The following is a 26927-nucleotide window of genomic DNA, read 5'->3' on the forward strand; positions in this document are numbered from 1 at the left end:
ATTCGCGTACCCCAGACACGCCAACGCGGGAGCAAGCTCCCGCGCGGCGACATCCTACCAGTCACCGCTTGATAGCGGTCAACCGGGCGACCAAGTTACTTCTTCTGGTCTTCTTTTACTTCTTCGAACTCGGCATCGACAACGTCGTCGTGCTTGGCTTCAGGTTCTGCCTGTTGCGCAGCACCGTCACCTTGCGGAGCCTGCTCGGCGTACATCTTCTGAGCGACCGGCGCGGAGACTTTCGACAGCTCCTCAACCTTGGCTTCGATAGTGGCCTTGTCGTCGCCTTTAACAGCGGCTTCCAGGGCAACCACGGCGGCTTCGATTGCGGTCTTCTCTTCAGCAGTCACTTTGTCGCCAGCATCCGCGATCATTTTGCGAGTCGAGTGAACCAGTGCATCACCCTGGTTGCGGGCAGCAGCCAGTTCTTCGAACTTGCGATCTTCCTCGGCGTTCTTTTCAGCATCGTTGATCATCTGCTGAATTTCTTCCTCGGACAGACCGGAGTTGGCCTTGATCACGATCGACTGAGTCTTGCCAGTAGCCTTGTCCTTGGCGCCTACGTGCAGAATGCCGTTGGCGTCGATGTCGAAGGTCACTTCAATTTGTGGCACGCCACGTGGAGCGGGTGGAATCTCGGCCAGGTCGAACTTGCCCAGGGACTTGTTCTGTGCAGCCTGCTTACGCTCACCTTGCAGCACGTGAATGGTCACGGCGCCCTGGTTGTCATCGGCAGTCGAGAACACTTGCGATTTCTTGGTAGGAATCGTGGTGTTTTTCTCGATCAGCGCGGTCATCACGCCACCCATGGTTTCGATACCCAGAGTCAGCGGGCTGACGTCCAGCAGCAGCACGTCTTTCACGTCGCCGGCCAGTACCGCACCCTGGATGGCAGCACCCATGGCAACGGCTTCGTCCGGGTTCACGTCTTTACGCGCTTCTTTACCGAAGAACTCGGTGACCTTCTGCTGTACCAGCGGCATACGGGTCTGACCGCCAACCAGGATCACGTCGTTGATCGAGCCAACGTCGATACCCGAATCTTTCAGGGCGATGCGGCAAGGTTCGATAGTGCGCTGAACCAGGTCTTCAACCAGCGATTCCAGCTTGGCGCGCGAGATCTTCACGTTCAAGTGCTTAGGACCGGTGGCATCTGCAGTGATGTACGGCAGGTTCACGTCGGTCGAATTGCTCGAAGACAGTTCGATCTTGGCTTTTTCAGCAGCTTCTTTCAGGCGCTGCATCGCCAGCGGGTCACCTTTGAGGTTCATGCCGCTTTCTTTCTTGAATTCGTCAACGAGGTAGTCGATCAGACGAATGTCAAAGTCTTCGCCGCCCAGGAACGTGTCACCGTTGGTCGCCAACACTTCGAACTGGTGCTCGCCATCGACTTCAGCGATTTCGATCACGGAAACGTCGAAAGTACCGCCACCCAGGTCATAAACGATCACGGTGTGGTCGCCCTTGGCCTTGTCCATGCCGTAGGCCAGAGCGGCCGCGGTAGGTTCGTTGATGATACGTTTTACGTCCAGGCCCGCGATGCGGCCGGCGTCTTTGGTCGCCTGGCGCTGGCTGTCGTTGAAGTAGGCCGGAACGGTGATCACCGCTTCAGTCACTGCTTCACCGAGGTAGTCTTCAGCAGTCTTCTTCATCTTTTTCAAGATTTCAGCCGAGATTTGCGGTGGCGACATTTTCTGGCCGTTCACTTCAACCCAGGCGTCACCGTTGTCAGCCTTGGCGATTTTGTACGGCACCATCTTGATGTCTTTCTGTACGACTTCTTCGTCGAACTTACGACCGATCAAACGCTTCACCGCGTACAGGGTGTTATGCGGATTGGTCACAGCCTGACGCTTGGCGGACTGGCCTACCAGGATCTCGCCGTCGTTGGCGTAAGCCACGATGGACGGAGTGGTACGCGCGCCTTCTGCGTTTTCAATAACCTTGGATACGCCGTTTTCCAGCACGGAGACGCAGGAGTTGGTAGTCCCCAGGTCGATACCGATAATTTTGCCCATGATTCACTCTCCCGAAACTTTGGATTTGGTTGCCGCAGCAGTGGTGGCTAACTGCGGTAGCACTTAAACGCTTGACTTATAAATGGGGTCGTTACGAACGATTTCAAGCCTGCTCGTCAATCGACGGCGAAACCGGTGCGGGAGCCTTGCTCACCACCACCATCGCCGGGCGCAACAGGCGACCATTGAGCTGGTAGCCCTTCTGGAACACCTTCAACACGCTATTAGGCTCAAGGTCAGCATTTTCCTGCATGGCCATGGCCTGGTGATGCTCCGCGTTGAACGGCTCGCCGCCTTGCGGATCGATTGCTTCCAGCTGATAACGCTTCAGGGTGTCCTGGAACATTTTCAGGGTCAGTTCGATCCCTTCGCGCATGGCACGGATGTTTTCGTCGTCCGGACTGGACAGCTCCAGGCCACGCTCCAGGCTGTCGATGATCGGCAACAGATCACCGGCAAACTTCTCCAGCGCAAACTTGTGGGCTTTCTCTACATCCTGCTCGGCGCGGCGGCGGACGTTCTGCAGATCGGCAGCAACACGCAAAGCCTGATCCTGAGCGCCTGCCAGTTGCTCTTCGAGCACTTGCACACGAGCCGTCAGATCTTCACCCGCTGCCTGCGAGGCCTGGTTGGCGTCTGGGTTTTGCGTATCCAGCGTCTGTTCGTCAGCCATAGTTTTCTCCTTTCGAAATCCTGCGCGAACTCAACTCGCGCTTCTGTTCCGGTATATGGGGCCACAATTTCCAGGTTCAAGGGCGGACATACCCCGACTCACACTTTCCCGCACATTCCACATAGAGCTAAAAAAACCCTTTATCCAAGCAAATTGAGCTAAGTCGCAGGATTGTCAGCGCCAAACAAAACACTGTATAAATAACCAGACCTAAAGCCTGGGAGCGGCCACTATGCTGGTTCACCTGTCCGTACATAACTACGCCATCGTTGAGCATCTGGATCTTGAACTGGATCGCGGGATGAGCGTAATCACAGGCGAAACCGGCGCCGGCAAGTCGATCATGCTCGACGCCCTGGGCCTGACCCTGGGTGATCGCGCCGACAGCGGCGTGGTTCGTCCCGGTGCAGACAAGGCCGATATTCTGGCGACCTTTGACCTGGCAGATATTCCGGAAGCCAGCGCCTGGCTCGCCGAGCGCGACCTTGACAGCGATAGCCCGTGCATTCTGCGCCGGGTGATCACCGCCGAAGGCCGCTCGCGGGGCTACATCAATGGCACGCCCTGCCCACTCGGCGACCTGAAGGCCCTCGGTGAGCTGCTGATCGACATCCACAGCCAGCATGAACATCAATCCCTGCTGAAAACCGATACCCATCGCCGACTGCTGGATGAATACGCCGGCGCCACCGACCTCGCCCGCCAGGTGCAATTGGCCGCACAACGCTGGCGCCAGACCCGCCTGGAACTGGAGCGCCTGTCCAATTCCGGCGACGAGCAACGCGCCCGCCACCAACTCCTCAGCTATCAGCTGGAAGAACTGGAAAGCCTGGGCCTGGGCGAAACCGAGCTGGAACAGCTGGAGCAGGAGCACAAGAACCTGACCAATGCCGAAACCCTGCTGGGCATCTGCCGCCAGGTTGTCGAGCAATGCAGCGAAAGTGACTCCGGCAATGTACTGAACGCACTGACGGCAAGCCTTAACCGCCTGTCGAGCGTAAACAGTGGCTCTGGCTCCCTGAATGAAGCCACCACCCTGCTGACCAGTGCGCAGATCCAGGTCGAAGAGGCCGTTGGTGAACTGAACCGCTTCCTTGACCACTTCGATGCTGACCCGGCCCGCCTGCAAGAGATCGAAGAGCGCCTCGACACTATTTATACCCTGGCGCGCAAACATCGGATCCAGCCGACCGAAGTGGCGGCCATGCAGCAAAAGCTGCTGGACGAGATCGAAACCCTGAATGCCAATGATGAATCCATCGAGCGCCTGGGCGATGAACTGGCTTCCTTTGCCCGTCATTACCAGGAAAAGGCCCGGGAACTGAGCGACCTGCGGCACCAGGCCGCAACCGGACTGGCCTGTGCCGTTGAGCAGGAGATCCAACGCCTGGGCATGCCGGGTGGACGCTTCACCATCGAGTTGCACGCCAACAGTGGCAACGAACTACAGCCCAATGGCCTGGAACAGGTCGAATTGCTGGTAAGTGCCAACCCGGGCCAACCCCTGAAGGCTCTGGCCAAAGTCGCCTCCGGCGGTGAACTGTCACGGATCAGCCTGGCAATCCAGGTTATTACCGCCCAGACCTCGCGCGTACCGACCCTGGTCTTCGACGAAGTAGATGTGGGGATTGGCGGGCCGACCGCTGAAATTGTCGGCCAATTGTTGCGCCGCCTGGGTGAGCGCGGACAAGTGCTGACCGTTACCCACTTGCCACAAGTTGCAGCCCAAGGGCATCAGCATCTATTTGTGCACAAGGTACGGGGCAGCGACGCGACACATACCGCCGTGTCCAAGCTGAACAAGACCGAACGGGTGGAAGAAGTCGCGCGCATGCTTGGCGGCATCGACCTGACCAAGGAGTCCCTGGCCCACGCGAAGAAAATGGTGGTAACGGCGAAGGCTTGAATCCTTTTTTGTCGGATTTTCTCTGACGGCAGATAGCATGAAGGCGACCCTAGGGTCGCCTTCGATCGTTGCGCAGAGCGAATCTGCAGCGCTTTTTTACTTTTTCTTACGGATGTACAACACAAGATTGTGGTCAACCAAATCGAATCCATGCTCCTCAGCGATTTCGTGCTGAAGCTTTTCGATTGCCGGGCTGGTGAACTCAATAACCTCATTGGTATCCAGGTCAACCATGTGGTCGTGATGACCACCGTCAGCCAATTCAAACACCGCATGACCGCCGTCGAAATTATGACGAACCACCAGCCCTGCGGCTTCGAACTGGGTCAGTACACGGTAAACCGTGGCCAGGCCGACGTCCTCGTTAGACTCCATCAGCGCCTTGTAAACATCCTCGGCACTCATGTGGCGCTGCTCGGCGGAATCGAGCATTTGTAGAATCTTGACTCGTGGCAGAGTCACTTTAAGACCGGCTTTGCGTAGTTCGCTATTTTCAACCATGGTTAGCTTTCTCGCGGATGCTGCTTCGCAGCTTCTCTTAATACGGGTATGATCGGCGTTTACGTTGTCCCAGCCAAGATAGTGGAAGTCGCCCACCGATGCAAAACACCAAGCTCTTGCTAACCAGTTTCACCCTTGTGGGACTGCTCGCACTCGCCGGTTGTTCATTCCCCGGGGTTTACAAAATCGACATCCAGCAGGGCAATGTCGTCACGCAGGACATGATAGACCAGTTACGCCCGGGAATGACCCGACGGCAAGTACGGTTTATTATGGGCAATCCCCTGCTGACCGACACATTCCATGCCGATCGCTGGGATTATCTCTATAGCCTGCAGCCTGGAGGCGGAGAGCGCCAACAGGAGCGCGTCAGTGTCATCTTTAATGGCAACGACCAACTGGTCAGCCTTTCCGGTGACTTCATGCCCGGCGTAAGCCGTGATGAAGCCCTGTTGGGCAAGGACAGCGGGACCAGCGTCACTGCGCCAGCGCAGAATGCTGAAAAACCCAAGTCCGAGGTGCCGGCCAAGCCTGGCTCCTTGCTGGATACCATCCAGAAAGACATCGACAGCGTGGAAACCGTTCCGGTGCCAACGCCAGAACCTCTGGATACAGCCCCGCAATAATTTGTATCGCTCAACAAAAAGCCCGGCATGCCGGGCTTTTTGTTGTCTGCTATTTCACAGGTTATGAATTTTGCCGCCGGGCTTCAGCCGCTTTAGCTGCTCGCAGGCGCCTGACCTCTTTGGGATCCGCCAGCAAGGGGCGATAAATCTCGATGCGATCGCCGACCTGGACATTACGGGTTTCAGCGTCCGCCACAACCTTGCCGAAAATCCCCAAGGGGCAAGCGGCGATATCCAGTTCGGGAAACTGTGCCGCAATGCCCGACGCCAGCACCGCAGCCCTCAGGCTCGTATCCGGCGCAACCGCCAGGCTCAACAACCGTTGCCGGTCTACCGCAGCGTAGACCACCTCAATTTCGATCAACGACTCAGCCATGCAGTTGCTTGGCCCGCTGGCAAAACGCATCCACCAGGGTATTCGCCGCCTGATTGAACAGCGGCCCCAAGGTCGCCCGCACAATGGAGCCCGCGTAATCAAACGTCAGGTCCAGGCTGATCTTGCAGGCCTTCTCCCCCAGCGGCTTGAACACCCAGACGCCGTGCAGTTGAGTGAACGGCCCTTCTTCCAGATTCATCTCAATCGACTGACCGGGAACCAGCACATTACTCGTCACAAACTTCTGACCAAGCCCGCCCTTGGATACCTCCAGGCTCGCGCGCATATGCTCATCGCTGCTCTCCAGCACCGTGGATGAGGAGCACCAGGGCAGGAAATCCGGGTAGCTCGCCACGTCATTGACCAGGTCATAGAGCGCTTGCGCCGGGTAAGGCAGCAGGGCCGAGCGTTGAATATGCGTCGTCATGGGAGCGTTATTTCCGAAGCTGAGCGGCAAACATCGCGAAAAGACTGCCCGATTCGCGAGAGAAAAAAACCAGAAAACTGGCGGTATTGTCCGGGATTCATCCAACACGCTCAAGCACGCAGGTTGACCGTAGCCGACACGCTCGCAACTGCCTATAATGCCGCCCCTATGGCTAAACAAAAGAAACACCCAACAGGGACCATCGCGCAGAACAAAAAGGCGCGACACGATTACTTCATCGAACATCGGTTCGAGGCTGGTCTGGTCCTGGCCGGCTGGGAAGTAAAAAGTCTGCGCGCCAGCAAGTTGCAACTGGTCGACAGTTACGTGCTGCTCAAGGATGGCGAGGCCTGGCTGCTCGGCAGTCATATCACGCCGTTGATGACCGCCAGTACCCACGTTATTGCCGACCCGGTGCGCACACGCAAGCTGCTGCTCAATGCCCGCGAACTGGAAAAGCTCGCTGCTGCGGTCCAGCAGAAGGGTTATGCCTGCGTCTGCCTGTCGTGGTACTGGAGCAAGCACCTGGTCAAGTGCGAGATCGCACTGGGCAAGGGCAAGAAGGAATACGACAAGCGTGATACCGAGCGCGAACGCGACTCCAATCGGGAATTGCAGCGCGCCGTACGCAACAAGGGCAAGGAAGACTGATCTTCCCCGCCTCTTGAAGCGAGCCGATGTGGCCAGGGAGCCTGCTCCCTGGCCACATTTGCAGGCTATATCCCCTTGCGCCGCTCTGCCCGAGCCATGCGCTGCACTTCCTGACGCACCTCTTCCAACACTTCCTGCACGTACAGCAGGTGACGTGTTGAGACCTCGCGCGCCTGTTCCGCCCGCCCCTCGATAATCGCCAGATACAAATCCCGATGCTGGTTGATCAGCATATCCCGGGTTTCGGTGCGTTGCTGGTACATGCCGCCGATATTGGTCACCACGTTACGCTTGAGCAAATCAAACAAGCCCCGGATGGTGTGCAGCAATACCGCGTTGTGGCTAGCTTCGGCGATAGCCAAGTGAAACCTGGCGTCGGCCGCGCCTTCTTCAATGCGACTCACCTCATCATCCCGCGCATAGCAATCCTGCAAGGCGTCAAAGGCGGCAGTCAGCCGTTCGCGATCCACTTCCGTGGCACGCAAGGCGGCGTAATAAGCGCAAGACGCTTCAAGCGTCTGACGAAATTCCAACAGATCCCGCTGGGCTTCGGGGTTGCTTTCCAGCAGATGCAACAATGGATCGCTGAAGGTTGAACCCAGCGTCTCCACCACATAATTGCCGCCGCCCTGGCGACTGACCAGCAGCCCCTTGGCCGCCAGCTTCTGGATCGCCTCGCGCAATGACGGACGCGACACACCGAACTGTTCAGCCAGTGCGCGCTCGGCTGGCAATCGCTCACCCGACTTCAACGTGCCCTCAAGGATCATCCCCTCAAGCTGCTCGACAATATCGTCGGACAAACGGCGCTGACGCACCTGATCAAACGCCATAACTGACTCTCCACGATCCCGGCCACTCGCCGGGCCCTCTATTCTGGCCTATTGCGGCGGCGTCGGCACCTATCAGAACCCCTTTGATTGCACCGATCAGACCCCGCCCCGCCGACATACGACCAAAGTTTCTCAAGCGGCAAATTGACACGCCACCCCGAAGGCTCTTAACCTAGCCAACAGCGATTGTAAATTGGTCTTACCAATTATCCAAATCAGCTGAGCATGCATGACCAACAACAATTAGGGGCCACCCCATATGCAAACCTGGCAACAGCTCTACAGCCCACTCGGCAGCCTTGGCCTGTCCGCACTGGCCGCCGTTATCCCGATCATATTTTTCTTCCTGGCCCTGGCGGTGTTTCGCCTTAAAGGCCATGTTGCCGGGAGCATCACCCTGGCGCTGTCGATCCTGGTGGCGATATTTGCCTTCCAGATGCCGGTCGATATGGCATTTGCCGCTGCCGGCTATGGCTTTGCCTACGGCCTGTGGCCAATCGCCTGGATCATCGTCGCAGCGGTATTCCTCTACAAACTGACGGTCAAGAGTGGCCAGTTCGAAGTGATCCGCAGCTCGGTGCTGTCGATTACCGATGACCAGCGCCTGCAAGTGCTGCTGATCGGCTTCTGCTTCGGCGCATTCCTGGAAGGTGCCGCCGGTTTCGGCGCACCCGTGGCGATTACTGCCGCGCTGCTGGTCGGCCTGGGGTTCAACCCACTGTACGCCGCCGGCCTGTGCCTGATTGCCAACACCGCGCCAGTGGCGTTCGGCGCCCTGGGGATCCCGATCATCGTGGCCGGCCAGGTCACCGGCATCGACGCCTTCAAGATCGGCGCCATGACCGGCCGCCAGCTGCCGCTGCTGTCCCTGTTCGTGCCGTTCTGGCTGGTGTTCATGATGGACGGCCTGCGCGGCGTCAAGGAAACCTGGCCTGCGGCACTGGTGGCTGGCTTGAGCTTTGCCATCACCCAGTACTTCACCTCCAACTTCATCGGCCCGGAACTGCCGGATATCACCTCGGCCCTGGCCAGCCTGATCTCCCTGACCCTGTTCCTTAAAGTCTGGCAGCCCAAGCGTACAGCGGGCGCACAGATTGCTGGCGCCACCTCCAGCGTTTCGGTTACCGGCAGCGTCGGCGGTTTCGGCCAGCCGCGCACTTCCGTGGCTTCGCCTTACAGCCTGATGGAGATTTTCAAAGCCTGGTCGCCGTTCCTGATCCTGACCGTGCTGGTGACCATCTGGACCCTCAAGCCGTTCAAGGCGATGTTCGCCGCCGGCGGCTCGATGTACAGCTGGGTGTTCAACTTTGCGATTCCGCACCTGGACCAGATGGTGATCAAGGTTGCACCCATCGTCACCAACGCGACGGCCATTCCAGCGGTGTTCAAGCTGGACCCGATTTCCGCCACCGGCACGGCGATTTTCTTCTCCGCACTGATCTCCATGCTGGTGCTGAAGATCAATTTCAAAACTGGTCTGACCACTTTGAAAGAGACCTTCTACGAGTTGCGCTGGCCGATCCTGTCCATCGGCATGGTGCTGGCGTTCGCATTCGTGACCAACTACTCCGGCATGTCTTCGACCATGGCTCTGGTATTGGCCGGCACCGGCGCGGCATTCCCGTTCTTCTCGCCGTTCCTCGGCTGGCTGGGTGTGTTCCTCACGGGTTCCGATACCTCGTCCAACGCCCTGTTCAGCTCCCTGCAAGCCACCACCGCACACCAGATCGGCGTCAGCGACACCCTGCTGGTAGCGGCAAACACCAGTGGCGGCGTAACCGGCAAGATGATCTCGCCACAGTCGATCGCCGTGGCCTGCGCCGCGACCGGCCTGGTCGGCAAGGAATCCGACCTGTTCCGCTTTACCCTCAAGCACAGCCTGTTTTTCGCCACGATTGTCGGCCTGATCACCTACGCCCAGGCGTACTGGTTCACCGGCATGCTGGTGCATTAAGACCACAGGCAATACCGTAAGAACCGACGCCGCAACCGCTTTGCGGCGTCAGCTATTCACAACCCAGTCTGCAGGACCGTGGCGCCAAGGCTCCCCAGACTGGGTGCTGCTGATCCTGGAGGCCCCATGAGTCTGCCCATCGCGTTCCTGGATGCTGTCGCACGACTGATCCCGAAAGATCGACGCTTCGACGATCCTCTTTCCACCCTGGCTTTCGGCACCGACGCCAGTTTTTACCGACTGATCCCACAACTGGTGGTGCGCGTCGAATCGGAAGATGAAGTGGTCGAGTTGCTGCAACTGGCGCAACGTGACCGCGTGCCAGTGACCTTTCGCGCAGCCGGCACCAGCCTCTCCGGCCAGGCCATCAGCGATTCGGTGCTGATCGTGCTCGGCGATAACTGGAACGGGCGTGAGATTCGTGGCCAAGGTACGCAAATCCGCCTGCAGCCTGGCGTCATTGGGGCCCAGGCCAACGCCTGGCTTGCGCCGTTCGGGCGCAAGATCGGTCCGGATCCGGCGTCAATCAACGCCTGCAAGATCGGTGGGATTGTCGCCAACAATGCCAGCGGCATGTGCTGCGGCACCGCCCAGAACACCTACCACACCCTGGCAGGGATTCGCCTGGTGCTGGCCGACGGCAGCCGCCTCGATACCGAGGACGCCACCAGCGTCGCGGCGTTCCGCCAACAACACAGCCAGTTGCTTGAGCGCCTGGCCACCCTGGGCCGCGAGACCCGGGCCAACCCTGAATTGGCGGCAAAAATTCGCCATAAATACCGTCTGAAAAACACCACCGGGCTGTCACTCAATGCCCTGGTGGATTTCGACGAGCCACTGGATATCCTCAGCCATCTGCTGGTGGGTTCCGAAGGCACCCTGGGCTTTATCAGCGCAGTGACCTACGACACCGTCATTGATCACCCGAACAAAGCTTCGGCCCTGATCGTATTCCCGGATGTAGAAACCTGCTGCAATGCCGTCACCGTGCTGAAAACCCAGCCAGTGTCAGCGGTTGAGCTGCTGGACCGACGCAGCATGCGCTCGGTGCAGGACAAACCCGGTATGCCCGCTTTCGTACAACAACTATCGGAAAGTGCCTGCGCGCTATTAATCGAATCCCGCGCCGCCTCATCCACATTGCTGCATGAACAACTGGCGCTGATCATGGCCTCGCTGGCCGACTTCCCGGTCGAGAAGCAAGTCGACTTCACCGAAGACCCATTGGAAAACGCACGCCTGTGGGCGATCCGCAAGGACACCTTCCCCGCCGTCGGCGCCGTACGCAAGACCGGCACCACGGTAATCATCGAAGACGTGACCTTCCCGGTGGAGCAACTGGCCATTGGTGTGAACCGCTTGATCGAGCTGTTCGACAAACATCACTACGACGAAGCCATCCTTTTCGGACACGCCCTGGAAGGCAATCTGCACTTTGTGTTCACCCAAGGCTTCAACAGCGCCGAAGAAGTCACACGCTATCAAGCGTTCATGGATGATGTGGCACAACTGGTGGCCGTGGAGTTCGGCGGTTCGCTGAAAGCCGAGCACGGCACCGGGCGCAATATGGCGCCCTTCGTCGAACTGGAGTGGGGCAGCGATGCCTATCAGTTGATGTGGCAACTCAAGCGCCTGCTCGATCCCAACGGCATTCTCAACCCAGACGTGGTGCTCAGCGAAGACCCGCAAATCCACCTTAAAAACCTCAAGCCCCTGCCCGCCGCCGATGAGATTGTGGATAAGTGCATCGAGTGCGGTTTCTGCGAGCCGGTATGCCCCTCCAAGGGCCTGACCCTGAGCCCGCGCCAACGCATCGTGATCTGGCGTGATATCCAGGCGCGCAAACGCGCCGGCATCGACACCACCGAGCTGGAAGCGGCGTATCACTATCAAGGCATCGACACCTGTGCCGCCACCGGGCTGTGTGCCCAGCGCTGCCCGGTAGGCATCAATACCGGCGACCTGGTGAAAAAACTGCGCAGCCGTGAAGCAGGCAGTACGAAAACCGCCGAGTGGCTGGCCAGCCACTTCTCCACCGCACTGCAAGGCGCACGCTTCACCCTGCATGTGGCCAACGGCGCCCGCATGCTACTGGGCGCGCCACGCCTGGCGAAACTTTCGGCTTCCATGACCAAGCTGTCCAAGGGGCGAATCCCGCAGTGGACCAGCGCCATGCCACAGCCGGAAAAAACCATCCGCTTCAGCCCCGCCGTCAACGATGAACGCCCAAGGGTGGTCTACCTCGCGGCCTGTGTATCGCGGGCAATGGGTCCGGCGGCCGGGGACAAAGAGCAAATGTCGCTGTACGACAAAACCCGTGGCCTGCTGGAAAAAGCCGGTTACCAGGTGGTCATCCCAGACAACCCGGACAGCCTCTGCTGCGGCCAGCCCTTCGCCTCCAAAGGCTACGCCGAACAGGCCGAACACAAACGCCAGGAGCTGATCGGCGCCCTGCTCCACGCCAGCCGTGGCGGTCTCGACCCGATCTACTGCGACACCAGCCCCTGCACCCTGCGCCTGGTCCAGGACCTGGGGCAAACGCGCCTGGACCTCTACGACCCGGTGCGGTTTATCCGCACCCACCTGATGGACCGCCTGGACTTCACCCCCCAGGATGCTCCGATTGCCGTGCATGTGACCTGCAGCACCCAGCACCTGGGCGAAAGCCAGGCCCTGATCGACCTGGCCCGGCGTTGCAGCAACAACGTGGTAATCCCCGAAGGCATCCACTGCTGCGGGTTTGCCGGCGACAAAGGCTTCACCACGCCGGAACTCAACGCCCACTCCCTGCGCTCCCTCAAGGACGCCGTGCAGTACTGCAGCGAAGGCATCTCCACCAGCCGCACCTGTGAGATCGGTCTGACCCAGCACGGTGGGATTGATTACCACGGCCTGGTCTACCTGGTTGACCGGGTAACCCAGGCCCGCGCAATAAAAACGAACCCCTGCGAACTGGCGTAGTCACTTGCTTAAGCCCCGGGCAACCGGGGCCGACCCATGACCTCGCCGGCTGCCCGCACGTACCGCGCAGCATCGAGACCTCTTTGCACAAGGAGATACCCATGAAGCGTTCCGTACTGGCTGGTGTATTCGTTACCGCTGCGATGCTGGCCTCCCCCGTGTTTGCCGCAGGCAACGAAGCAGATCTGTGCCAGATCAACCTGGATAAAATCAACAACGGCAAAGCACTGCTCGCCACCGACACCAGTGGCAAAAGCGGCGAGATCGACACGGCCGTCTCCCAAGCCAAAGCAGCCCACGCGGCCGGTGATGAGAAGAAGTGTATCGAGATCACCTCCAAAGCCCTGCAAGACCTGCAGAACCTGGACAAAGGCGGCAACCCATAACCCGCCAACCGCTCAAGGCCAACCTTTCGGGTTGGCCTTCTGTGACCGTTTGACGTACACTGCGCAGGCTTGTCGCTCACGATCACATCGGGCAACAAGCACGGGGCCGTTTAGGATTCGACGCCGGTTGCGAACCTTTAGGTGCATGCCGAGTTGGTAACAGAACTCGTAAATCCACTGTTGCAACTTTCTATAGTTGCCAATGACGAAACCTACGGGGAATACGCTCTCGCTGCGTAAGCAGCCTTAGCCCTTCCCTCCTGGTACCTTCGGGTCCAGCAATCACCAGGGGATGTCTGTAAACCCAAAGTGATTGTCATATAGAACAGAATCGCCGTGCAGTACGTTGTGGACGAAGCGGCTAAAACTTACACAACTCGCCCAAAGCACCCTGCCCTTCGGGTCGCTGAGGGTTAACTTAATAGAAACGGCTACGCATGTAGTACCGACAGCAGAGTACTGGCGGACGGGGGTTCAAATCCCCCCGGCTCCACCACTTCAACATCTAAAGACGTCCAAGGACGTCTTTTTTTGTGCCTGAAATCCAGCAAACACGGGGGTTTCAGGTCCAACAGGGTCCGATGATATCTGAGCACATCCTACAATTCGTGTATTCCACGTGGTATTCCAAGCCTACGACTGATATTTTTTGGAATACACGCAGTATCGGAGATTCTCATGGGCGCCCACGCCACTCGGCTTTCAGACGTCAAAGTCAAAGCAGCAAAACCAAAGGAAAAAGACTACATCCTCACTGATGGCGACGGCCTCCAGATGAGAGTGAGGGCTAATGGCTCAAAGCTCTGGAATTTCAACTACATTCACCCAATCACCAAAAAGCGGATCAATATGGGCCTTGGTACGTTTCCGGAGGTGAGCTTGGCTCAAGCCAGGAAACGGACGGTAGAGGCCAGGGAGCTGGTGGCGCAAGGGCTTGATCCGAAAGCAAAGCGTGACGAGGATAGGCAGACGTTAAGAGCGACTACGGAACATACCTTTAAAAACGTAGCCACCGCTTGGTTCGAGCTCAAGAAAGACTCGGTTACTACTGCTTATGCTGAAGACATCTGGCGCTCTCTTACGCTGCACGTTTTTCCTGACATGGCCACTACCCCAATCTCAGCGATCACTGCTCCGGCGGTTATCAAATTGCTCAGACCGCTTGAGACCAAAGGCAGTCTTGAGACCGTGAAGCGACTGAGCCAGCGTCTTAACGAGATCATGACTTATGGCGTGAATTCCGGCTTGATTCACTCGAATCCACTGAGCGGAATTCGCTCTGTCTTCAAGAAACCCAAGAAGACGAACATGGCAGCACTTGCGCCAGACGAACTCAATGAACTAATGGTGACGGTGGCCAACGCCAGTATCAAAAGGACCACACGCTGTTTGATTGAGTGGCAACTTCACACCATGACTCGCCCTGCAGAAGCAGCCACCGCACGATGGGCAGATATCGACATCAGCAAGAAAATCTGGACGATACCGCCTGAGCGGATGAAAAAACGCCGGACTCACATCATTCCACTCACAGAACAAGCTTTGGGACTCTTGGAAGCTATAAAGCCCCTTAGCGGGCACCGCGAGTATGTCTTCCCAGCGGATCGAAATCCCCGTACTCATTGCAACAGCCAAACAGCGAATATGGCTCTGAAGCGCATGGGTTTCGAAGGCCGTTTGGTTAGCCACGGCATGCGCTCAATGGCTAGTACCATCCTCAACGAACACGGCTGGGATCCTGAACTAATCGAGGTTGCCCTGGCTCACGTGGACAAGGACGAGGTGCGCAGCGCCTATAATCGGGCAGATTACATAGAGCGCCGAAGGCCAATGATGAAATGGTGGAGCGAACATATACAGGAAGCGGCTACCGGGAACCTTTCTATGTCCGCAACCAATGACAGCCGGAAGTAGCCCACTAGTGTAATACACACGATTTTGCATGATATGACTTACATGTAAATCACGAGGCGCGGTGCCCAATCTTCCTCTCGAGACCAGGCTGGGGAATGTACTCATTTCCCACGTGAGGTATGTGAGATGGCTATGGAGCATGATAAAAGCGACCAGACCGAAGGAGCTTACTCCCGCTCGGACTTTCTCGGTAAGCGGCGCGCCTTGGTGGCCGACTGGAGCAAATTTACCAAAACTGCAAAAAGCCTACAAGTCTTGAGTTTGAGTTTGAGTTATCCTCCCACTACACGCGTGCAAAAGCAGCAGCATATTACTCGTCACCACAACGCCAGCTAATGAAGCGCGAAATTGTATTAATGATCAACAACAAGGAATAAATAATGACTAAACGAGCCCAGCCGCTATTTGCACCGCAAGAAGCTACAGCAAACATGAATGAACGTATAGGCAACACTACGATTTATGAAGCCATAGCTAGAAACCATGACTTAATTGCTCATCACTTCTTTGATTCCCTACTTAATCTCGACGAATATACTCAGTTGCTTGAGAGCATCCGCGCAGTCACGGACCACCCTGCACTACAAGCTGAATTAGAAACTTGCTGGGAAGAACAACACATACAGCAGGATGAGGAATTCAACACACTGTTGCATCAAGTGAGATATGCGTGCCTTTACCTTGAGCTGGGGAGCACCGCTGAGGCACAAAAAAACCGTGATCGAGCATGGGCTTTCACCAACTATGCCAGTGTAATGGTCGGCGAGATCATAGAAAAATCTGCAGCCTTCCAAAATGCAATCGAAGCAGATAATCGTTCGAGCCAGAACAGTAGAAATGCTCAAGCACGAAACAAATCTATCCTCCTGGTAAAAGACGAGGCAGCAAGACTACTAGAGGAGCGACAACCTGAGGATGGGTGGCCAACAAAGATTAAAGCCGTTTACCACCTTGAAGAGCCTTTGGCCGAGTTTATTGAAAAAAATAATATTCCTGCGCTAAAGATCACAAATATTGAAAAATGGCTGACCGCGTGGCTACGTGAAGATGTACTCGTTAATCAGGCGTGGGAAAAAACCAAGCATTCTAAAGCACGATAAAGTCTAGATTAGAGGCTTTGAATTTTATTCATCGACCAGACTGCCTTCAGTGCCTCTAAGGAGCCTCTGCGGTAATGCCCCTAGACCATGCACTCCCTTGACGACGAAACAGCCCTTGGCCTACCACGGGTGCCTTTGGGGGCAGGGCTTAACCCTTTGCCCATACCCCGGCCTTGAGTTTGCAGCTTCATGTAAAGGTCGGTTTTCGTGAGGTAGATCACCGCGCCTCGCAAAGCCTCACGTAACGCGGACTGAGTATGGTCGATCATCCCGACCCCACAGGTCTTGTAGGCGTGCTTGTTCGCATTGCAGTTGAAATACAGACCACGCCCTTTCGTGACTACATCCGCCCAATACTCCCCCACCCGCCTAGCCAGGGTCACGTCTTCTCGAACTTTGGATCCATCAAAGAAAAACATCATGTGGTAATGGAAGCCCTTCTCCGGCCCGTGCTCCAGCTTCCAGATGTAGCCCACCATATCGTCAAACAATTTGTTCGACCTCGCGTTTCCGAACAGGCGCTCTCGATCTTGCTTAGCAACTGCCTGCGTAGTTTTGGAGTTCTCTTTCGAGTAGGAAAGATCAACCCTCAGTACCAGCAGCCTGGAGTAGCGCTCAAACAAAGCATCAACGTACCCGGTGAGTTCCTTGTAGTTTTTGTTGCTCGACCGCTGATAGCTGTTGAGCCGTGCTTGGAAAGCTTTAGTCTTGACACTCTGACGAATCTGATTAACGCATTCATTTAAGTGCTTCATCAACATTTCAACTTCACTCACAGGCCCTGTAGCCCTCCAGGACGTGCAGAGCTGGTACAGACCGAACTCCTTAACCTTACCCATCGCCATCTCCAGATATGGCTCAAGCGTATAAAGAGCGTTAAACCGGTTATCGTCCGGCATGTGTAGCCTTACCAACCTGAGCAACAATTTACCTGCAGTGCAGCTTTCCAGACCTGCGTAACCTAACTCATCTGTCGCAGTAAGCCTGAACGCATCTCCTTGCGACTTGACTAGCGACCCTACAAAGGAAGTAGCGTCTTTCAATGTACAGATCAAGCCTGCGTCTCCTGCACCTATTTGACCAACACCTTCTACATGTAAGCCAACCTTACTCACGAGCGCCGTATAGCGCTCCTCAATGTCAACACTCATAAGCGCGCACCATCACTTCTCCAGAGACTCGTTAATCAATTGAAGTTACCGACCTACTTGGTTACTGACCAATCCCATCCACTTCGCTTGTCTAAACACACCTCCTACTCACATACTCATGCACATCAACAGTCACAGGTTGTCATTAAGAATGACAACACCTACTCACTAATAATACTATTAACACCACTAATAACATATAAACCAGAAATAATAGCGCGACAAAGTCCTGATCAAAGCACTATCAACAACGGGTTTTTCAATCTAAAAATAGCAGAATTTCATATGCAGAGTTAGTGCGAGATCTCAACACAAAATAGCTAAGGCTTTCCAGCCCCCCAGACCTTAACAACGTTCCAGCTCAATACTTAGCGCGCCTCCTTAGCAGACATTCGCTGCTCAATCCAGGTGGTGATTTCGGAGTCAATCCAGCCGATAGCCGCGGCCCCCAATTTGATCGGTTTTGGAAACGTAGCGTCGTACCTTGGTGACTGGGCGTCCATGCGGTCATAGATCGTTGACCGGCCTAGACCTATGCGTTCGCTCAACTCTTTGAGGCGTACAATCCTCGGGTGGAAAACAGGTTGCGTGCTCATCACTTACCTTCTCGTTATGTGCTTGGGAGTGATCGAACTTTATGTCTCTCTCAATCCAACGATAAGGCCGGCAGCGACAAGTATTTTTTTCCCGTGGTTCAAGAAGGTGCTCAGGCTCGATCAGAGTAAGTGCAGCAGCCATCAGGGTCGCCTGCTTTTCTGGCACCTGCCGACAGCAACATATCGACTTTGCCGTCCGCTTCTCGGCTGAGAAATGCCGTGGGCTCACCTCGCTCCGGCTGGAACACCCAGCGGCCAGTATTCGCCCGAGCTTCGACAGCGCGCCGTTTTTTGGAGGATCGGCACTGACCCAGCAGGAGTAGGATTTGATGTTGGCTCGTTGCGTATGTCATAAGCCATACAAGTATTTTTCCTCCAGCGAAGCGATCCGGGCCAAAGAGCTCTTCAAGGGTCAGCAATGACACGAAAAGAACTAACCCTGTACAGCAGGAACTAACTTCGCATTCGATAGGAACTAACTCCGTATAGCTTTGGCTAGCGAGCGCCGGCTGTTCGTGGTGCCACAAGGTGCTTACCTTGCTCCAGCCCCCCCACATTGAAACGAATTTCACGCCTATATCACGACACTGAACATTCACCATGGAATCCAAAACCATGTCATTTCAGTGCCCTCGCTGTGACTCCAAAGAAATCGCTTTACTCAGAACGGCCATGACGATCGCGGCCAGTGTTGGTGCCGTAGGCGGTGCTGCGCGGGGAGCGAGTACCGCACTCGCGGGTAGCCAAATAGGCGCTACTGTCGGCGCGCTTGCCGGACCGCTCGGCATCACCATCGGTACAGTCTCGGGCGCCCTGCTTGGCGGACTCGGTGGCGGTGTAGGTGGTTGTGCCATTGGCGCCCAGCTCGGCGAAAAACTGGATCGCCATGTATTGGCAAATAACCACTGCTTGGTCTGCGGGCATCGCTTCAACCTGCCTACTTAAATCCCCTCTTTCCTCAACATTAAACCCGGATCGTGCTGTGCTCTGTGCAGCACTTATGCCGACCTGCACTCAAAGGAATCTTTCCCATGGCTCACCTCATTGAACAAATAGCTTACGTTGGTGCTACTCCTTGGCACGGCTTGGGCAACCGCCTCACCGAAAAACAACCACTGGAAGTCTGGCAACGAGAAGCGGGCATGAACTGGCAGATTCAGGACAGCCCCGTTCATTTCAAGGCCGAGGCCGCCGGTCCCTTGGGCAGCATTCACACATTCCCGGAACAAAAAGTGCTTTATCGATCAGACACCAAAACCCCGTTGTCAGTGGTCTCCAATCGCTATCAAGTTGTGCAACCTCGTCAAGTGCTGGAGTTCTACCGAGACCTGACGGAGTTCTCTGGCTACGAGCTGGAAACCGCCGGCGTGTTGAAAGGTGGACGCAAGTTCTGGGCTCTTGCCAGAACGGGGCAAGCGACCACACTGAAGGGCAATGATCTGGTCAGCGGCTATATTCTGCTAGCAACCTCCTGTGACGGCACACTGGCGACTACCGCCACTCCCACCACAGTGCGGGTGGTTTGCAACAACACCTTGAGCATTTCCCTCAACGGCGCCACTCACGCCATCAAGGTGCCGCACAGCACGCGCTTTGATCCTCGAACTATCAAAAAGCAACTGGGCATCGCCGTCTCGCAATGGGACGAGTTCATGTATCGGATGCGCATCCTCGCCGAACGCAGAGTTCAGACGAAAGAGGCCCTAGGTTTCTTTATGGACGTACTGTGTGACACAAGCGCCCATGACCCCATTCCTGAAGTGCTGCCGAACAAGCGAGCGATGGAGAAAGTGCAAGGTCTGTATGAAGGAAAAGGTCGAGGTGCCGATCTATTGTCCGCACGCGGTACAGCCTGGGGACTGCTGAACGCGGTAACAGAATATGTCGATCACGAGCGTCGAGCCCGAAGCTCGGAGTATCGAATGGATTCCGCCTGGTTTGGTCAAGGTGCAGCGATCAAACAGAAAGCCCTGAATGCTGCACTGCAACTCGTGGCGTGAGCCTTGGCACATGCACCTGTACAAGCTCAATGAAAACGACACCGCTCAAGACCCAGAACCCAGCTAACCCAATCACAACCTTACATAAGGAAGACGTTCGCAGCCTGGTAGGCACCTGGACTCTGGACTATGTTGTTGTCGGTTCAGAAGTCCACGTGCCACTCGCCGAACCCCGCTTTTCGAGAGGCCACCCAATAAACATCCCCCCGTGACTCCCTCTTACAGGTTCCAAGACAGGAAATACGTCTATGACAGTACTTCGATTTTTCCTCACGTTGTTCATGTTCGTCTGCCTGCTTGCCGGTAGCACCATCGTGGTAACGACCATTTGCCTGATGTTGCGCTTCCCGACCCTACTGTTTGCCGTCGTGTTGGGCTGTGTTCTGTTGGTCATCATTCTAAGAAAACTTCGCGCGCATTACGGTCCGGCGGTTTGATACCCATAACGACATGCTTAGCACTGCATTCACTATTCAAATAGAGGCCTCGTATGAACGCACACTGCTTGATTTGTGAGTCTTCAGCTGTCCTTAGCCAAGACAGCGCCAAGGCGATCGTTCAGTTCTTTACTGCGCTAAATAGCTTCGCTCGCGAATGGCAAACAACCCTTCCCACCAAGAGCATGCACACAGTGGAGCCTATGGCGTGGTTTCTGCTGAACATGACGGCGGCTGTGGCCAGCGCCACCTCAGCGTTTAGCGCAAGTGACAGGTTTATTCAGGATATGCACAAATATCAATTCTGCTCGTTTACCTATTTGCGCTTACGCTGCGGCGCCCGCTTTGACTCCGTCGCCCCATGATCACGCTTTAAGTCGATTAACTAAACGCTCGATCAATTCGACCACCAGCTCTCTATCGGACTGATCCAAGGACACCAGTAAATGGTTGATCCGACTGGCTTGGTCATCAACGAGTGGGCTCACCTCACTCAGCAACTCTGCCGCTTGGCAGCCAAAGATGTCGGCGAACTCCAAAAGCCGAGTGATATTCGGCATCACAATCCCTCGCTCTATACGAGAAACCGCCTCGTTCCCCACGCCCAATCGCTCCGCAACCGCCTCCTGAGTTAGTCCGCTACGCACCCGCTGTTTAGATATGGCACGCCCAACGGTACCCGCTAATTGCTTCTGATCAATTACTGCCATTTCGCTCTCCCATCTCAACCTAGATGGTTGGGCACCACCTCATTGACATGAAGAACATCAAAAGTTGAAAATCACCCTAAAAGGTTGTTATTCATCTTAAATTCACATATCTGCCCTACTCGACAAGGAACATCCATGAATACGAAAACCCTACTGATGGTGGCGCTTAGCTGCCTGGCCGCAAATACCGCCTCTGCCGGAACCAATACTTGGACCACAGGCTGGGCGATGGGCACCACCGAATACGCCGTCGATGACGGCAATGGCAGCGAGCTGGTGATTGCATGTCCGAATGATGACGACCGCTATGTCTCGGCAAGCGCCTCTGTGAATGGCCAAGGGTATAGCTCAGAAGAAGGACAAGGCTTTGACCTCATCGTTGATGGCAAAACCTTCCACAACCCCTTCTATACCGACTGCCGCGCCTGCAGCAGCATCTTCACTCATGAGTTCTGGGGAGCCTTGCGCGAAGCCAATCGGTTGCAGCTCAGAGCTCAAGGCAAGGTCTTCAATCTGCCCACTAAGAACCTCAAGTCGGTACTGCCGACACTCAACGACAAAAACAATAGTTGCCAAGCTGCTTGGTAACTCATCGGCCAATCACCACAAAAGGAGAATCACATGCCTCAACAAGGTAAGAATCCACGGAGCGGCATCAAGAAAAAAGGCAGCATCAGTCCAGCCATGATTGGCTGGGGTGTGGCAGCTGCGGTGTTGGCAATCGTGAGTGTGACCTTCAACTCGTCGCCCATGGCATTGGGCGCCGGCTGGTTTGCTAAATGTATGGCCGTCTTGGTCGGTGCGTTTCTGGGTTGGCTAGGCGCCCTGGCTGGCGATGCCATCCGTAAGTTCGCTTACCCAGATGCAGTTTTCACCAGTGGTGGCATCCTGAGCCTGATTTGGATCAAAGTATTTTGGGCGGTCGGCCCACAAATACTTGGCTTGTGTATGGGAGTATTCTTCGGCGGCGCCATGGTACTGCACTGATGCACAAAGCCCGCCCCTAGTAACGCTCGATCAGAGCAATCAAACCCTTCCAGGGCACACCCTGATCCATCTCGATCAGGAACAACTCTTACAGGTCTGATTGCGTTTACCGGCGTACTCGGCGAGTGGAATCTGAGTATTTTGCCCAAATCAGGAACTCTTCTTTAGAGTTTCCCTAGCGGCACCTAGGACATCTGGTGCGAGCCACATGGCGATAGCCTGCGACCTGACGATTGGACGGTAGAATCGACCGATTAAGCCGCACCAGATTAGCTGCCTACGTACCGATGTCGTCCGACACAAGCAACTGCTCTATGGAGTTCAGCTATAACTGTGATCAAAATATAATCGGCCTTAACCCAAGCTATGCGTGGAAAAAAAGGCCAATTTTCTTGCGCGCATCAGCGGTGTGAGTATCGCTGTAGCGCTCGCTAAGGCGTCTCAAGCTCTTCAGCGATGTCCCCCAGAGCCACGTGCTAGGTGCGTGGAACGGTCAAGCAAAACACGATTCGTAATAATCCCCCTCCTCACAGCTTCTCCGGTGCCCATGGATACACAATTGTGTATCCATATGCTAAGATCGCAGGATGTCACTAAAAAACTGCGGAATGCGAATAAGGCTGGAAAAGGAACTGCGTGAAGCTTTCGTAGAAGCGTGCCGCGCCCAAAATATTGGAGCATCTGATGTTTTGAGGGATTTCATGCGCGTCTATACGGACAAGCACTACCACGGCCAACCAGATCTATTTTCCAAGCCAAAAGATAAAGTTCATGAGTCCAGTTAGGAAAAAACCTAACCTTTTTGAGCAAATCTTAGTTACGGCTCGGAGCATCTTAAATTAATTCTTAGAGGTCGTAATGGACTTATTATCAAAATTAACTGAAACGCAAAACACTGAAGCAGTCATCTCTCCTAGTCCACCCGGAATCATTAGTCGGTCCGGCTTTGTCACCAACAGCCACCATGTCGCAGGCCTCATTCATGGCGACTCAGCTACTGCCCTTAAAACATTACCTAATGATACTTTTAACGTTGCAGTAACATCGCCACCTTATTTTTGGGTGCGTGACTACGGGTACGATGGCCAATTGGGCCACGAAGAGTCAGTAGAAACATACATCAATAAACTTATGGAGGTTTTCGACGAGGTCAAGAGAACTCTCCACCCGGAGGGAATGTTTTTCCTCAACATTGGCGACACGTATTACTCCGGCAATGGCCAACCTCACGGGAGCGATCCTAAGTGCTCATCTCGTAATTTCTTCCGGACTAAAATGCGGCCTGTAGACGCTAGCGGCTGGGACATTCCAAAGAAGAGCATGATCGGGATTCCTTGGAAGGTCGCCTTTGCAATGCAAGAGCGCGGTTGGACGCTTAGAAGTGCGATCATTTGGAACCGCTGCAATGCCTTCGTGGAACCTACAGCGCGAGACAGACCACACCGCCAGTATGAACATGTATTCATGTTTACCAAAAGTAGATTTTATAGCTTTGATCGGTCAAAGCTAGTAGAGGAAGACGTCTGGAATATTCCCATCGAGCGCAGCCGCAGAGCGAAACATAACGCGGCATTTCCGTCCGAGCTGGTAAGAAGATGTATTGAAGTGGGCAGTCCTCCGGGCGGGCATGTCCTGGATCCGTTCGTAGGTAGTGGCACATCAATATTTACTGCCATTGCGAATGACCGTAATGTTGTGGGTGTGGACATGAGCCCGGATTATGTCGACTACATCCAATCGGCTCTAGAAGCTGATCGGCATAAAGATATTTCCTGGGAAAATTTGATACAGCGCGTCAAATCTCCCTCCGCAGCTTGGGAGCTGTGGGAAGGAAACAAGAAAAACTTTCGTAAGCCGGGCAAGCCTAAAACGGAGTAAGTTGTGAAATATTTTGGCATATCTACAATTCGCGAAGCGATAGAACACCTCCAAAACTACAGTGCGAACTGGTTATTACCTGCCTTTGTGTTTGCAGCGAATGACGTTGGAACTGAAGAACTTGTAGATATGTCAAAAAAAAGAGGGACCGACCAGTTTTTAGATCGGTACTTTCACGGTGATCTCTTAGGTTTGCCGCACTTGGCAAAAGGTAATAGCTTGCTTCGACCCAGGTTACAGGGCGTGACCTGGGACCGAGGCGATTTTGCTGACGATTACATAATCCAGCAAGATACTAAAATGTGGGGAAATCTTTTCTCTTCACGTGGCTACCGTGAGATGCGACTCAAAGGGTATATAGGCGGCGAGAAGAACCTCACAATTTTAACCGACACATTTCAAGATAAATTTGAAGAGATAATCTCCGATAGTTTCAGATTTGAATATTTTCTAGTGTGGCTTTACGCGTTCCGGGGCTTTCCAAACCAAATCGCGTCATGGCAAGAATTATATGATTTTTTCCTGACCAATGAGTTAGAACTAGAAGAATTTAAAGAAGCCTATCGAAACCGTTTCTGCATAAATGCCCAACCAGTGGCTTGGCCAGAGTTGCTCACTGAAAGGCCTTCAAACGAAGATCTCTTGAATTCTTTGGCTCCTAAGTTAGTTTCATTTATGGCAGGAGCCAAAGCGGAAGTCGTTCTTCCCCAAGAGTCTAATAGGCTGATTAGCTCTGACGACCCGGTGTTCGCGGAGGTGCTTGGAGCAATTGATGCCCGAGAGAGCTACGCATTTCTTCTCACCGGTCCTCCAGGGACAGGCAAAACACGCTACGCCAGACAGTTAGCGAACAAGCTAACGGAAGGAGATGAAACACAAACGCTGTTCATGCAATTTCATCCTGCCATTGGCTATGATGACTTTGTGGAGGGCTTTCGGCCTGGCAAGTCAGAAGATGGGAAAGGAATCCGCTACGACCTTGCTCCTCGCTTGTTCTTAAAATTTGCCCAAGACGCGGCACGGAATCCCGACAAAAAATTTGTCGCAGTTATCGATGAGCTAAATCGCGGCGACGTTGCGAGAATATTCGGCGAGGTTTTAACTTATCTAGAAGTTGATTATCGCGATGTAGAATTCACGCTGCCTTTCTCAGGTGACAAGGCAAAATTACCAAGCAATCTTATTTTAATTTGCACCGCAAACCCCTACGACAGATCAGTTACTGATCTAGATGACGCTTTACTTCGACGCTTTTGGGTAATAGAGATAGAACCAAACGAAGCTGCGCTGCGACTGCATCTTCAGGAGCAGGGCGTTGATATAGGAATCATAAATAGAACTGTCCAAGCGTTCAATATATTCAATATTAACTTCCCAAATGGCTTCGGCCATTCAAACTTCCTAAAAGTTCGCTCCATAGAGGATCTGTCCTCCGTGTGGAGTGGTCGTGTACGATTGCCTCTTAGACGGGCATTTATACATGACACACCTCAATTCAACGCAGTTTCAGATTTGATAGAAGCTTTGTTGAGGACCTCTGGCGACGCCGAGGGTGATGTTCTTAGAGAACATGAGGCTTAACTTGTCTTTGCCATCAATTAATCCTGTCAAAATCATAGAGCTTCATGAGAGGGAGGCAAGAATCTTTCCTCGGTCTGAGCTCTATGATGTACTCGGACAATCGCTGCTTTTACCTGAAACTAGAGCCTTATCTGCTATTGACCTTAGAGATGTTGCGGCGGGTGTCGAGTTAAGAGTACTAGGAGTCATTGGCTATTTGCCTCTCACTAAAACGCTTATTCTTCATCTCACTCCTAAGTTCCCGCTCAAAAATTTATGGGCGATGTTGGAGATTGCTGATGAGAAGTATGAGCGGATACTTCCCGTTTTGAGGTCTTATGAGTCGTCCAACACAACGGCACCACACCAGCTACTAGCGAAGAGCTTTTGCCACTACCTAAGAGATATCCTTACTACTGGCGTTGCCCGAGGTTATTACCAGGTTGCTGTAAAGGGTTACTACAAACCAAAAGTTAACTTTGGCCGTACTGTATCAACTTTTTTGTCTCGTGGAGATGAAGTAAATGTTGCATCAGACGCCTTTACCTTCTCTACTAACTTGTATCCAAATGGATTATTAAAGTCTGCTTGCCTGTCATTTTTAAGAATTATTCCAATTTCTAAAAAGTGGGAATCTGAAAGGCGGCTATTAGCCTCTGCCTTGAACGCATTAGATATGGCCAGCCCACGTGTGATGAAACCTGGCGATCAGGAGTTGTCCACAACGCTTCCGATGTGGCTACGAGAAGGATACTACGGAGCGCTAACTGTTTACTCCGTTCTTTTAGGCTTTACGAAAGTTGGATTCTCATACAACTCATCCGGAAGTACGATGCCATCGTTTTTATTTTCGATGGATTTTATTTTTGAGAGCTATGTGCGCAACTACATACGAAATTGCTTGGCAGAACAAAGAATCGCAGTTCTAGATGGCAACTCAGGAAAAAACCAGCGTCCACTTTTCATAGACAACAAACGCTTTCCGATTAAACCAGATTTGATTTTCAGAAAGGATAAAACGACGATTGCTTTAGGCGAGGTTAAATACAAACCTAGAATCGAAGAAAGTGATAGATACCAGGTGATAAGCCACGTTGTGGCTTCAAACTCACCCATTGGAATATGGATATCACCTTCTACCAATGGAGATGCTGGACTGGAATACATTGGAGCAATTGCAACCGGAGCGAAATTCTACCATTACAAACTAGATATTACGGGGGACATGGCCTCCTCTAGTTCAGCGATGCTCGGCGAAATCCTGTCGATAATCTAGAGCACA

27 protein-coding genes, 1 other RNA gene and 1 pseudogene are annotated in these 26927 nt (G+C 54.3%); 19 read left to right on the forward strand and 10 right to left on the reverse strand.

Annotated features, from left to right (window positions below; translation table 11 throughout):
• Nucleotides 1–95: 95 nt before the first annotated feature.
• Both dnaK and grpE read right to left on the reverse strand, forming a co-directional pair.
• A complete protein-coding gene (gene dnaK, locus HBR94_RS18500; protein WP_057960662.1) occupies nt 96–2018 on the reverse strand; it encodes a molecular chaperone DnaK in 1923 nt (640 codons plus the stop codon).
• 103 nt (nt 2019–2121) lie between these two features.
• Nucleotides 2122–2691: a nucleotide exchange factor GrpE gene (grpE, locus tag HBR94_RS18505; RefSeq protein WP_170045331.1), complete on the reverse strand. Its 570-nt coding sequence runs from the start codon at nt 2689–2691 to the stop codon at nt 2122–2124.
• A gap of 232 nt (nt 2692–2923) precedes the next feature.
• On the opposite strand from grpE, the gene recN reads away from it, so the two are divergent.
• Nucleotides 2924–4597: a DNA repair protein RecN gene (gene recN, locus HBR94_RS18510; protein ID WP_057440176.1), complete on the forward strand. Its 1674-nt coding sequence runs from the start codon at nt 2924–2926 to the stop codon at nt 4595–4597.
• Between the two features lie 96 nt (nt 4598–4693).
• On the opposite strand, the gene fur is transcribed toward recN, so the two are convergent.
• Nucleotides 4694–5098: a ferric iron uptake transcriptional regulator gene (gene fur, locus HBR94_RS18515; protein ID WP_010562662.1), complete on the reverse strand. Its 405-nt coding sequence runs from the start codon at nt 5096–5098 to the stop codon at nt 4694–4696.
• Nucleotides 5099–5196: 98 nt separating this feature from the next.
• Here fur and HBR94_RS18520 point away from each other — a divergent pair, with 98 nt between their 5' ends.
• The gene (locus HBR94_RS18520; protein ID WP_057960664.1) at nt 5197–5724 is read left to right on the forward strand and encodes an outer membrane protein assembly factor BamE; all 528 of its coding nucleotides are present in this window, start codon (nt 5197–5199) and stop codon (nt 5722–5724) included.
• Between the two features lie 61 nt (nt 5725–5785).
• Here HBR94_RS18520 and HBR94_RS18525 read toward each other — a convergent pair whose 3' ends face one another.
• Nucleotides 5786–6100: an RnfH family protein gene (locus HBR94_RS18525; protein WP_170045332.1), complete on the reverse strand. Its 315-nt coding sequence runs from the start codon at nt 6098–6100 to the stop codon at nt 5786–5788.
• Nucleotides 6093–6527 (reverse strand): type II toxin-antitoxin system RatA family toxin, encoded by a 435-nt coding sequence (locus tag HBR94_RS18530; protein ID WP_057440179.1) that lies wholly within the window; start codon nt 6525–6527, stop codon nt 6093–6095. The genes HBR94_RS18525 and HBR94_RS18530 overlap by 8 nt, the downstream gene beginning before the upstream one ends.
• Nucleotides 6528–6695: 168 nt before the next feature.
• Here HBR94_RS18530 and smpB point away from each other — a divergent pair, with 168 nt between their 5' ends.
• Nucleotides 6696–7178, forward strand: coding sequence for an SsrA-binding protein SmpB (gene smpB, locus HBR94_RS18535; protein WP_029299012.1), 483 nt, complete (start codon nt 6696–6698; stop codon nt 7176–7178).
• Nucleotides 7179–7243: 65 nt separating this feature from the next.
• Here smpB and HBR94_RS18540 read toward each other — a convergent pair whose 3' ends face one another.
• Entirely contained in the window at nt 7244–8011 is a 768-nt protein-coding gene (locus HBR94_RS18540) for an FCD domain-containing protein (RefSeq protein ID WP_057440180.1), read from the reverse strand.
• Between the two features lie 259 nt (nt 8012–8270).
• Between HBR94_RS18540 and HBR94_RS18545 the strand changes: the two genes are divergently transcribed.
• The 7 genes from HBR94_RS18545 to HBR94_RS18575 all read left to right on the forward strand — a co-directional run bounded on the left by HBR94_RS18545 (nt 8271) and on the right by HBR94_RS18575 (nt 16326).
• Nucleotides 8271–9965 carry a lactate permease LctP family transporter gene (locus tag HBR94_RS18545; RefSeq protein WP_057440181.1) on the forward strand — a complete coding sequence of 565 codons (1695 nt, stop codon included), beginning with the start codon at nt 8271–8273 and terminating at the stop codon, nt 9963–9965.
• A 126-nt stretch (nt 9966–10091) separates the two neighbouring features.
• Complete coding sequence (locus tag HBR94_RS18550; protein ID WP_170045333.1) at nt 10092–12926, forward strand: FAD-binding and (Fe-S)-binding domain-containing protein; 2835 nt, start codon at nt 10092–10094, stop codon at nt 12924–12926.
• A gap of 101 nt (nt 12927–13027) precedes the next feature.
• Nucleotides 13028–13312 carry a hypothetical protein gene (locus tag HBR94_RS18555; protein ID WP_057440183.1) on the forward strand — a complete coding sequence of 95 codons (285 nt, stop codon included), beginning with the start codon at nt 13028–13030 and terminating at the stop codon, nt 13310–13312.
• A gap of 102 nt (nt 13313–13414) precedes the next feature.
• Nucleotides 13415–13808, forward strand: a transfer-messenger RNA (tmRNA) gene (gene ssrA / locus HBR94_RS18560).
• 182 nt (nt 13809–13990) lie between these two features.
• The gene (locus tag HBR94_RS18565) at nt 13991–15226 is read left to right on the forward strand and encodes an integrase domain-containing protein (RefSeq protein ID WP_170045334.1); all 1236 of its coding nucleotides are present in this window, start codon (nt 13991–13993) and stop codon (nt 15224–15226) included.
• A 126-nt stretch (nt 15227–15352) separates the two neighbouring features.
• On the forward strand, nt 15353–15562 hold the full coding sequence (locus HBR94_RS28975; RefSeq protein WP_346342847.1) for a hypothetical protein: 210 nt from the start codon (nt 15353–15355) through the stop codon (nt 15560–15562).
• Between the two features lie 44 nt (nt 15563–15606).
• Nucleotides 15607–16326: a hypothetical protein gene (locus HBR94_RS18575; RefSeq protein WP_170045335.1), complete on the forward strand. Its 720-nt coding sequence runs from the start codon at nt 15607–15609 to the stop codon at nt 16324–16326.
• Between the two features lie 80 nt (nt 16327–16406).
• Here HBR94_RS18575 and HBR94_RS18580 read toward each other — a convergent pair whose 3' ends face one another.
• A complete protein-coding gene (locus tag HBR94_RS18580) occupies nt 16407–17477 on the reverse strand; it encodes an inovirus-type Gp2 protein (protein ID WP_170045336.1) in 1071 nt (356 codons plus the stop codon).
• 368 nt (nt 17478–17845) lie between these two features.
• Nucleotides 17846–18073, reverse strand: coding sequence for an AlpA family phage regulatory protein (locus tag HBR94_RS18585; protein WP_170045337.1), 228 nt, complete (start codon nt 18071–18073; stop codon nt 17846–17848).
• A gap of 672 nt (nt 18074–18745) precedes the next feature.
• Between HBR94_RS18585 and HBR94_RS28730 the strand changes: the two genes are divergently transcribed.
• The 4 genes from HBR94_RS28730 (at nt 18746) to HBR94_RS18605 (ending at nt 20875) form a co-directional block, all read left to right on the forward strand.
• Nucleotides 18746–19018 (forward strand): hypothetical protein, encoded by a 273-nt coding sequence (locus tag HBR94_RS28730; protein WP_262383406.1) that lies wholly within the window; start codon nt 18746–18748, stop codon nt 19016–19018.
• Nucleotides 19019–19104: 86 nt separating this feature from the next.
• Nucleotides 19105–20073: a DUF932 domain-containing protein gene (locus HBR94_RS18595; RefSeq protein ID WP_170045339.1), complete on the forward strand. Its 969-nt coding sequence runs from the start codon at nt 19105–19107 to the stop codon at nt 20071–20073.
• Nucleotides 20074–20321: 248 nt separating this feature from the next.
• Nucleotides 20322–20510 carry a hypothetical protein gene (locus tag HBR94_RS18600; protein WP_170045340.1) on the forward strand — a complete coding sequence of 63 codons (189 nt, stop codon included), beginning with the start codon at nt 20322–20324 and terminating at the stop codon, nt 20508–20510.
• Nucleotides 20511–20563: 53 nt separating this feature from the next.
• A complete protein-coding gene (locus HBR94_RS18605; RefSeq protein ID WP_170045341.1) occupies nt 20564–20875 on the forward strand; it encodes a hypothetical protein in 312 nt (103 codons plus the stop codon).
• On the opposite strand, the gene HBR94_RS18610 is transcribed toward HBR94_RS18605, so the two are convergent.
• A complete protein-coding gene (locus HBR94_RS18610) occupies nt 20876–21220 on the reverse strand; it encodes a helix-turn-helix transcriptional regulator (protein WP_170045342.1) in 345 nt (114 codons plus the stop codon).
• A 135-nt stretch (nt 21221–21355) separates the two neighbouring features.
• Here HBR94_RS18610 and HBR94_RS18615 point away from each other — a divergent pair, with 135 nt between their 5' ends.
• On the forward strand, nt 21356–21808 hold the full coding sequence (locus tag HBR94_RS18615; protein ID WP_170045343.1) for a hypothetical protein: 453 nt from the start codon (nt 21356–21358) through the stop codon (nt 21806–21808).
• A 33-nt stretch (nt 21809–21841) separates the two neighbouring features.
• Nucleotides 21842–22207, forward strand: coding sequence for a hypothetical protein (locus HBR94_RS18620; RefSeq protein WP_222932009.1), 366 nt, complete (start codon nt 21842–21844; stop codon nt 22205–22207).
• A gap of 25 nt (nt 22208–22232) precedes the next feature.
• On the opposite strand, the pseudogene HBR94_RS18625 reads toward HBR94_RS18620, so the two are convergent.
• Nucleotides 22233–22339, reverse strand: a pseudogene (locus HBR94_RS18625) (IS5/IS1182 family transposase); the annotation flags it as partial.
• Nucleotides 22340–23065: 726 nt separating this feature from the next.
• On the opposite strand from HBR94_RS18625, the gene HBR94_RS18630 reads away from it, so the two are divergent.
• Genes HBR94_RS18630 through HBR94_RS18640 form a run of 3 tightly spaced genes read left to right on the forward strand, consistent with a single transcriptional unit; the run spans nt 23066 to nt 26921 of the window.
• On the forward strand, nt 23066–24085 hold the full coding sequence (locus HBR94_RS18630) for a site-specific DNA-methyltransferase (RefSeq protein WP_170045344.1): 1020 nt from the start codon (nt 23066–23068) through the stop codon (nt 24083–24085).
• A gap of 3 nt (nt 24086–24088) precedes the next feature.
• Nucleotides 24089–25666, forward strand: a complete 1578-nt coding sequence (locus HBR94_RS28980) for an AAA family ATPase (protein WP_170045345.1) — start codon at nt 24089–24091, stop codon at nt 25664–25666.
• 1 nt (nt 25667) lies between these two features.
• Entirely contained in the window at nt 25668–26921 is a 1254-nt protein-coding gene (locus HBR94_RS18640) for a hypothetical protein (protein ID WP_170045346.1), read from the forward strand.
• The last annotated feature ends 6 nt before the right edge of the window (nt 26922–26927 follow it).

The sequence above is a fragment of the Pseudomonas sp. WS 5412 genome, from assembly GCF_012985615.1.
In the GTDB taxonomy this organism is placed as follows: domain Bacteria; phylum Pseudomonadota; class Gammaproteobacteria; order Pseudomonadales; family Pseudomonadaceae; genus Aquipseudomonas; species Aquipseudomonas shahriarae.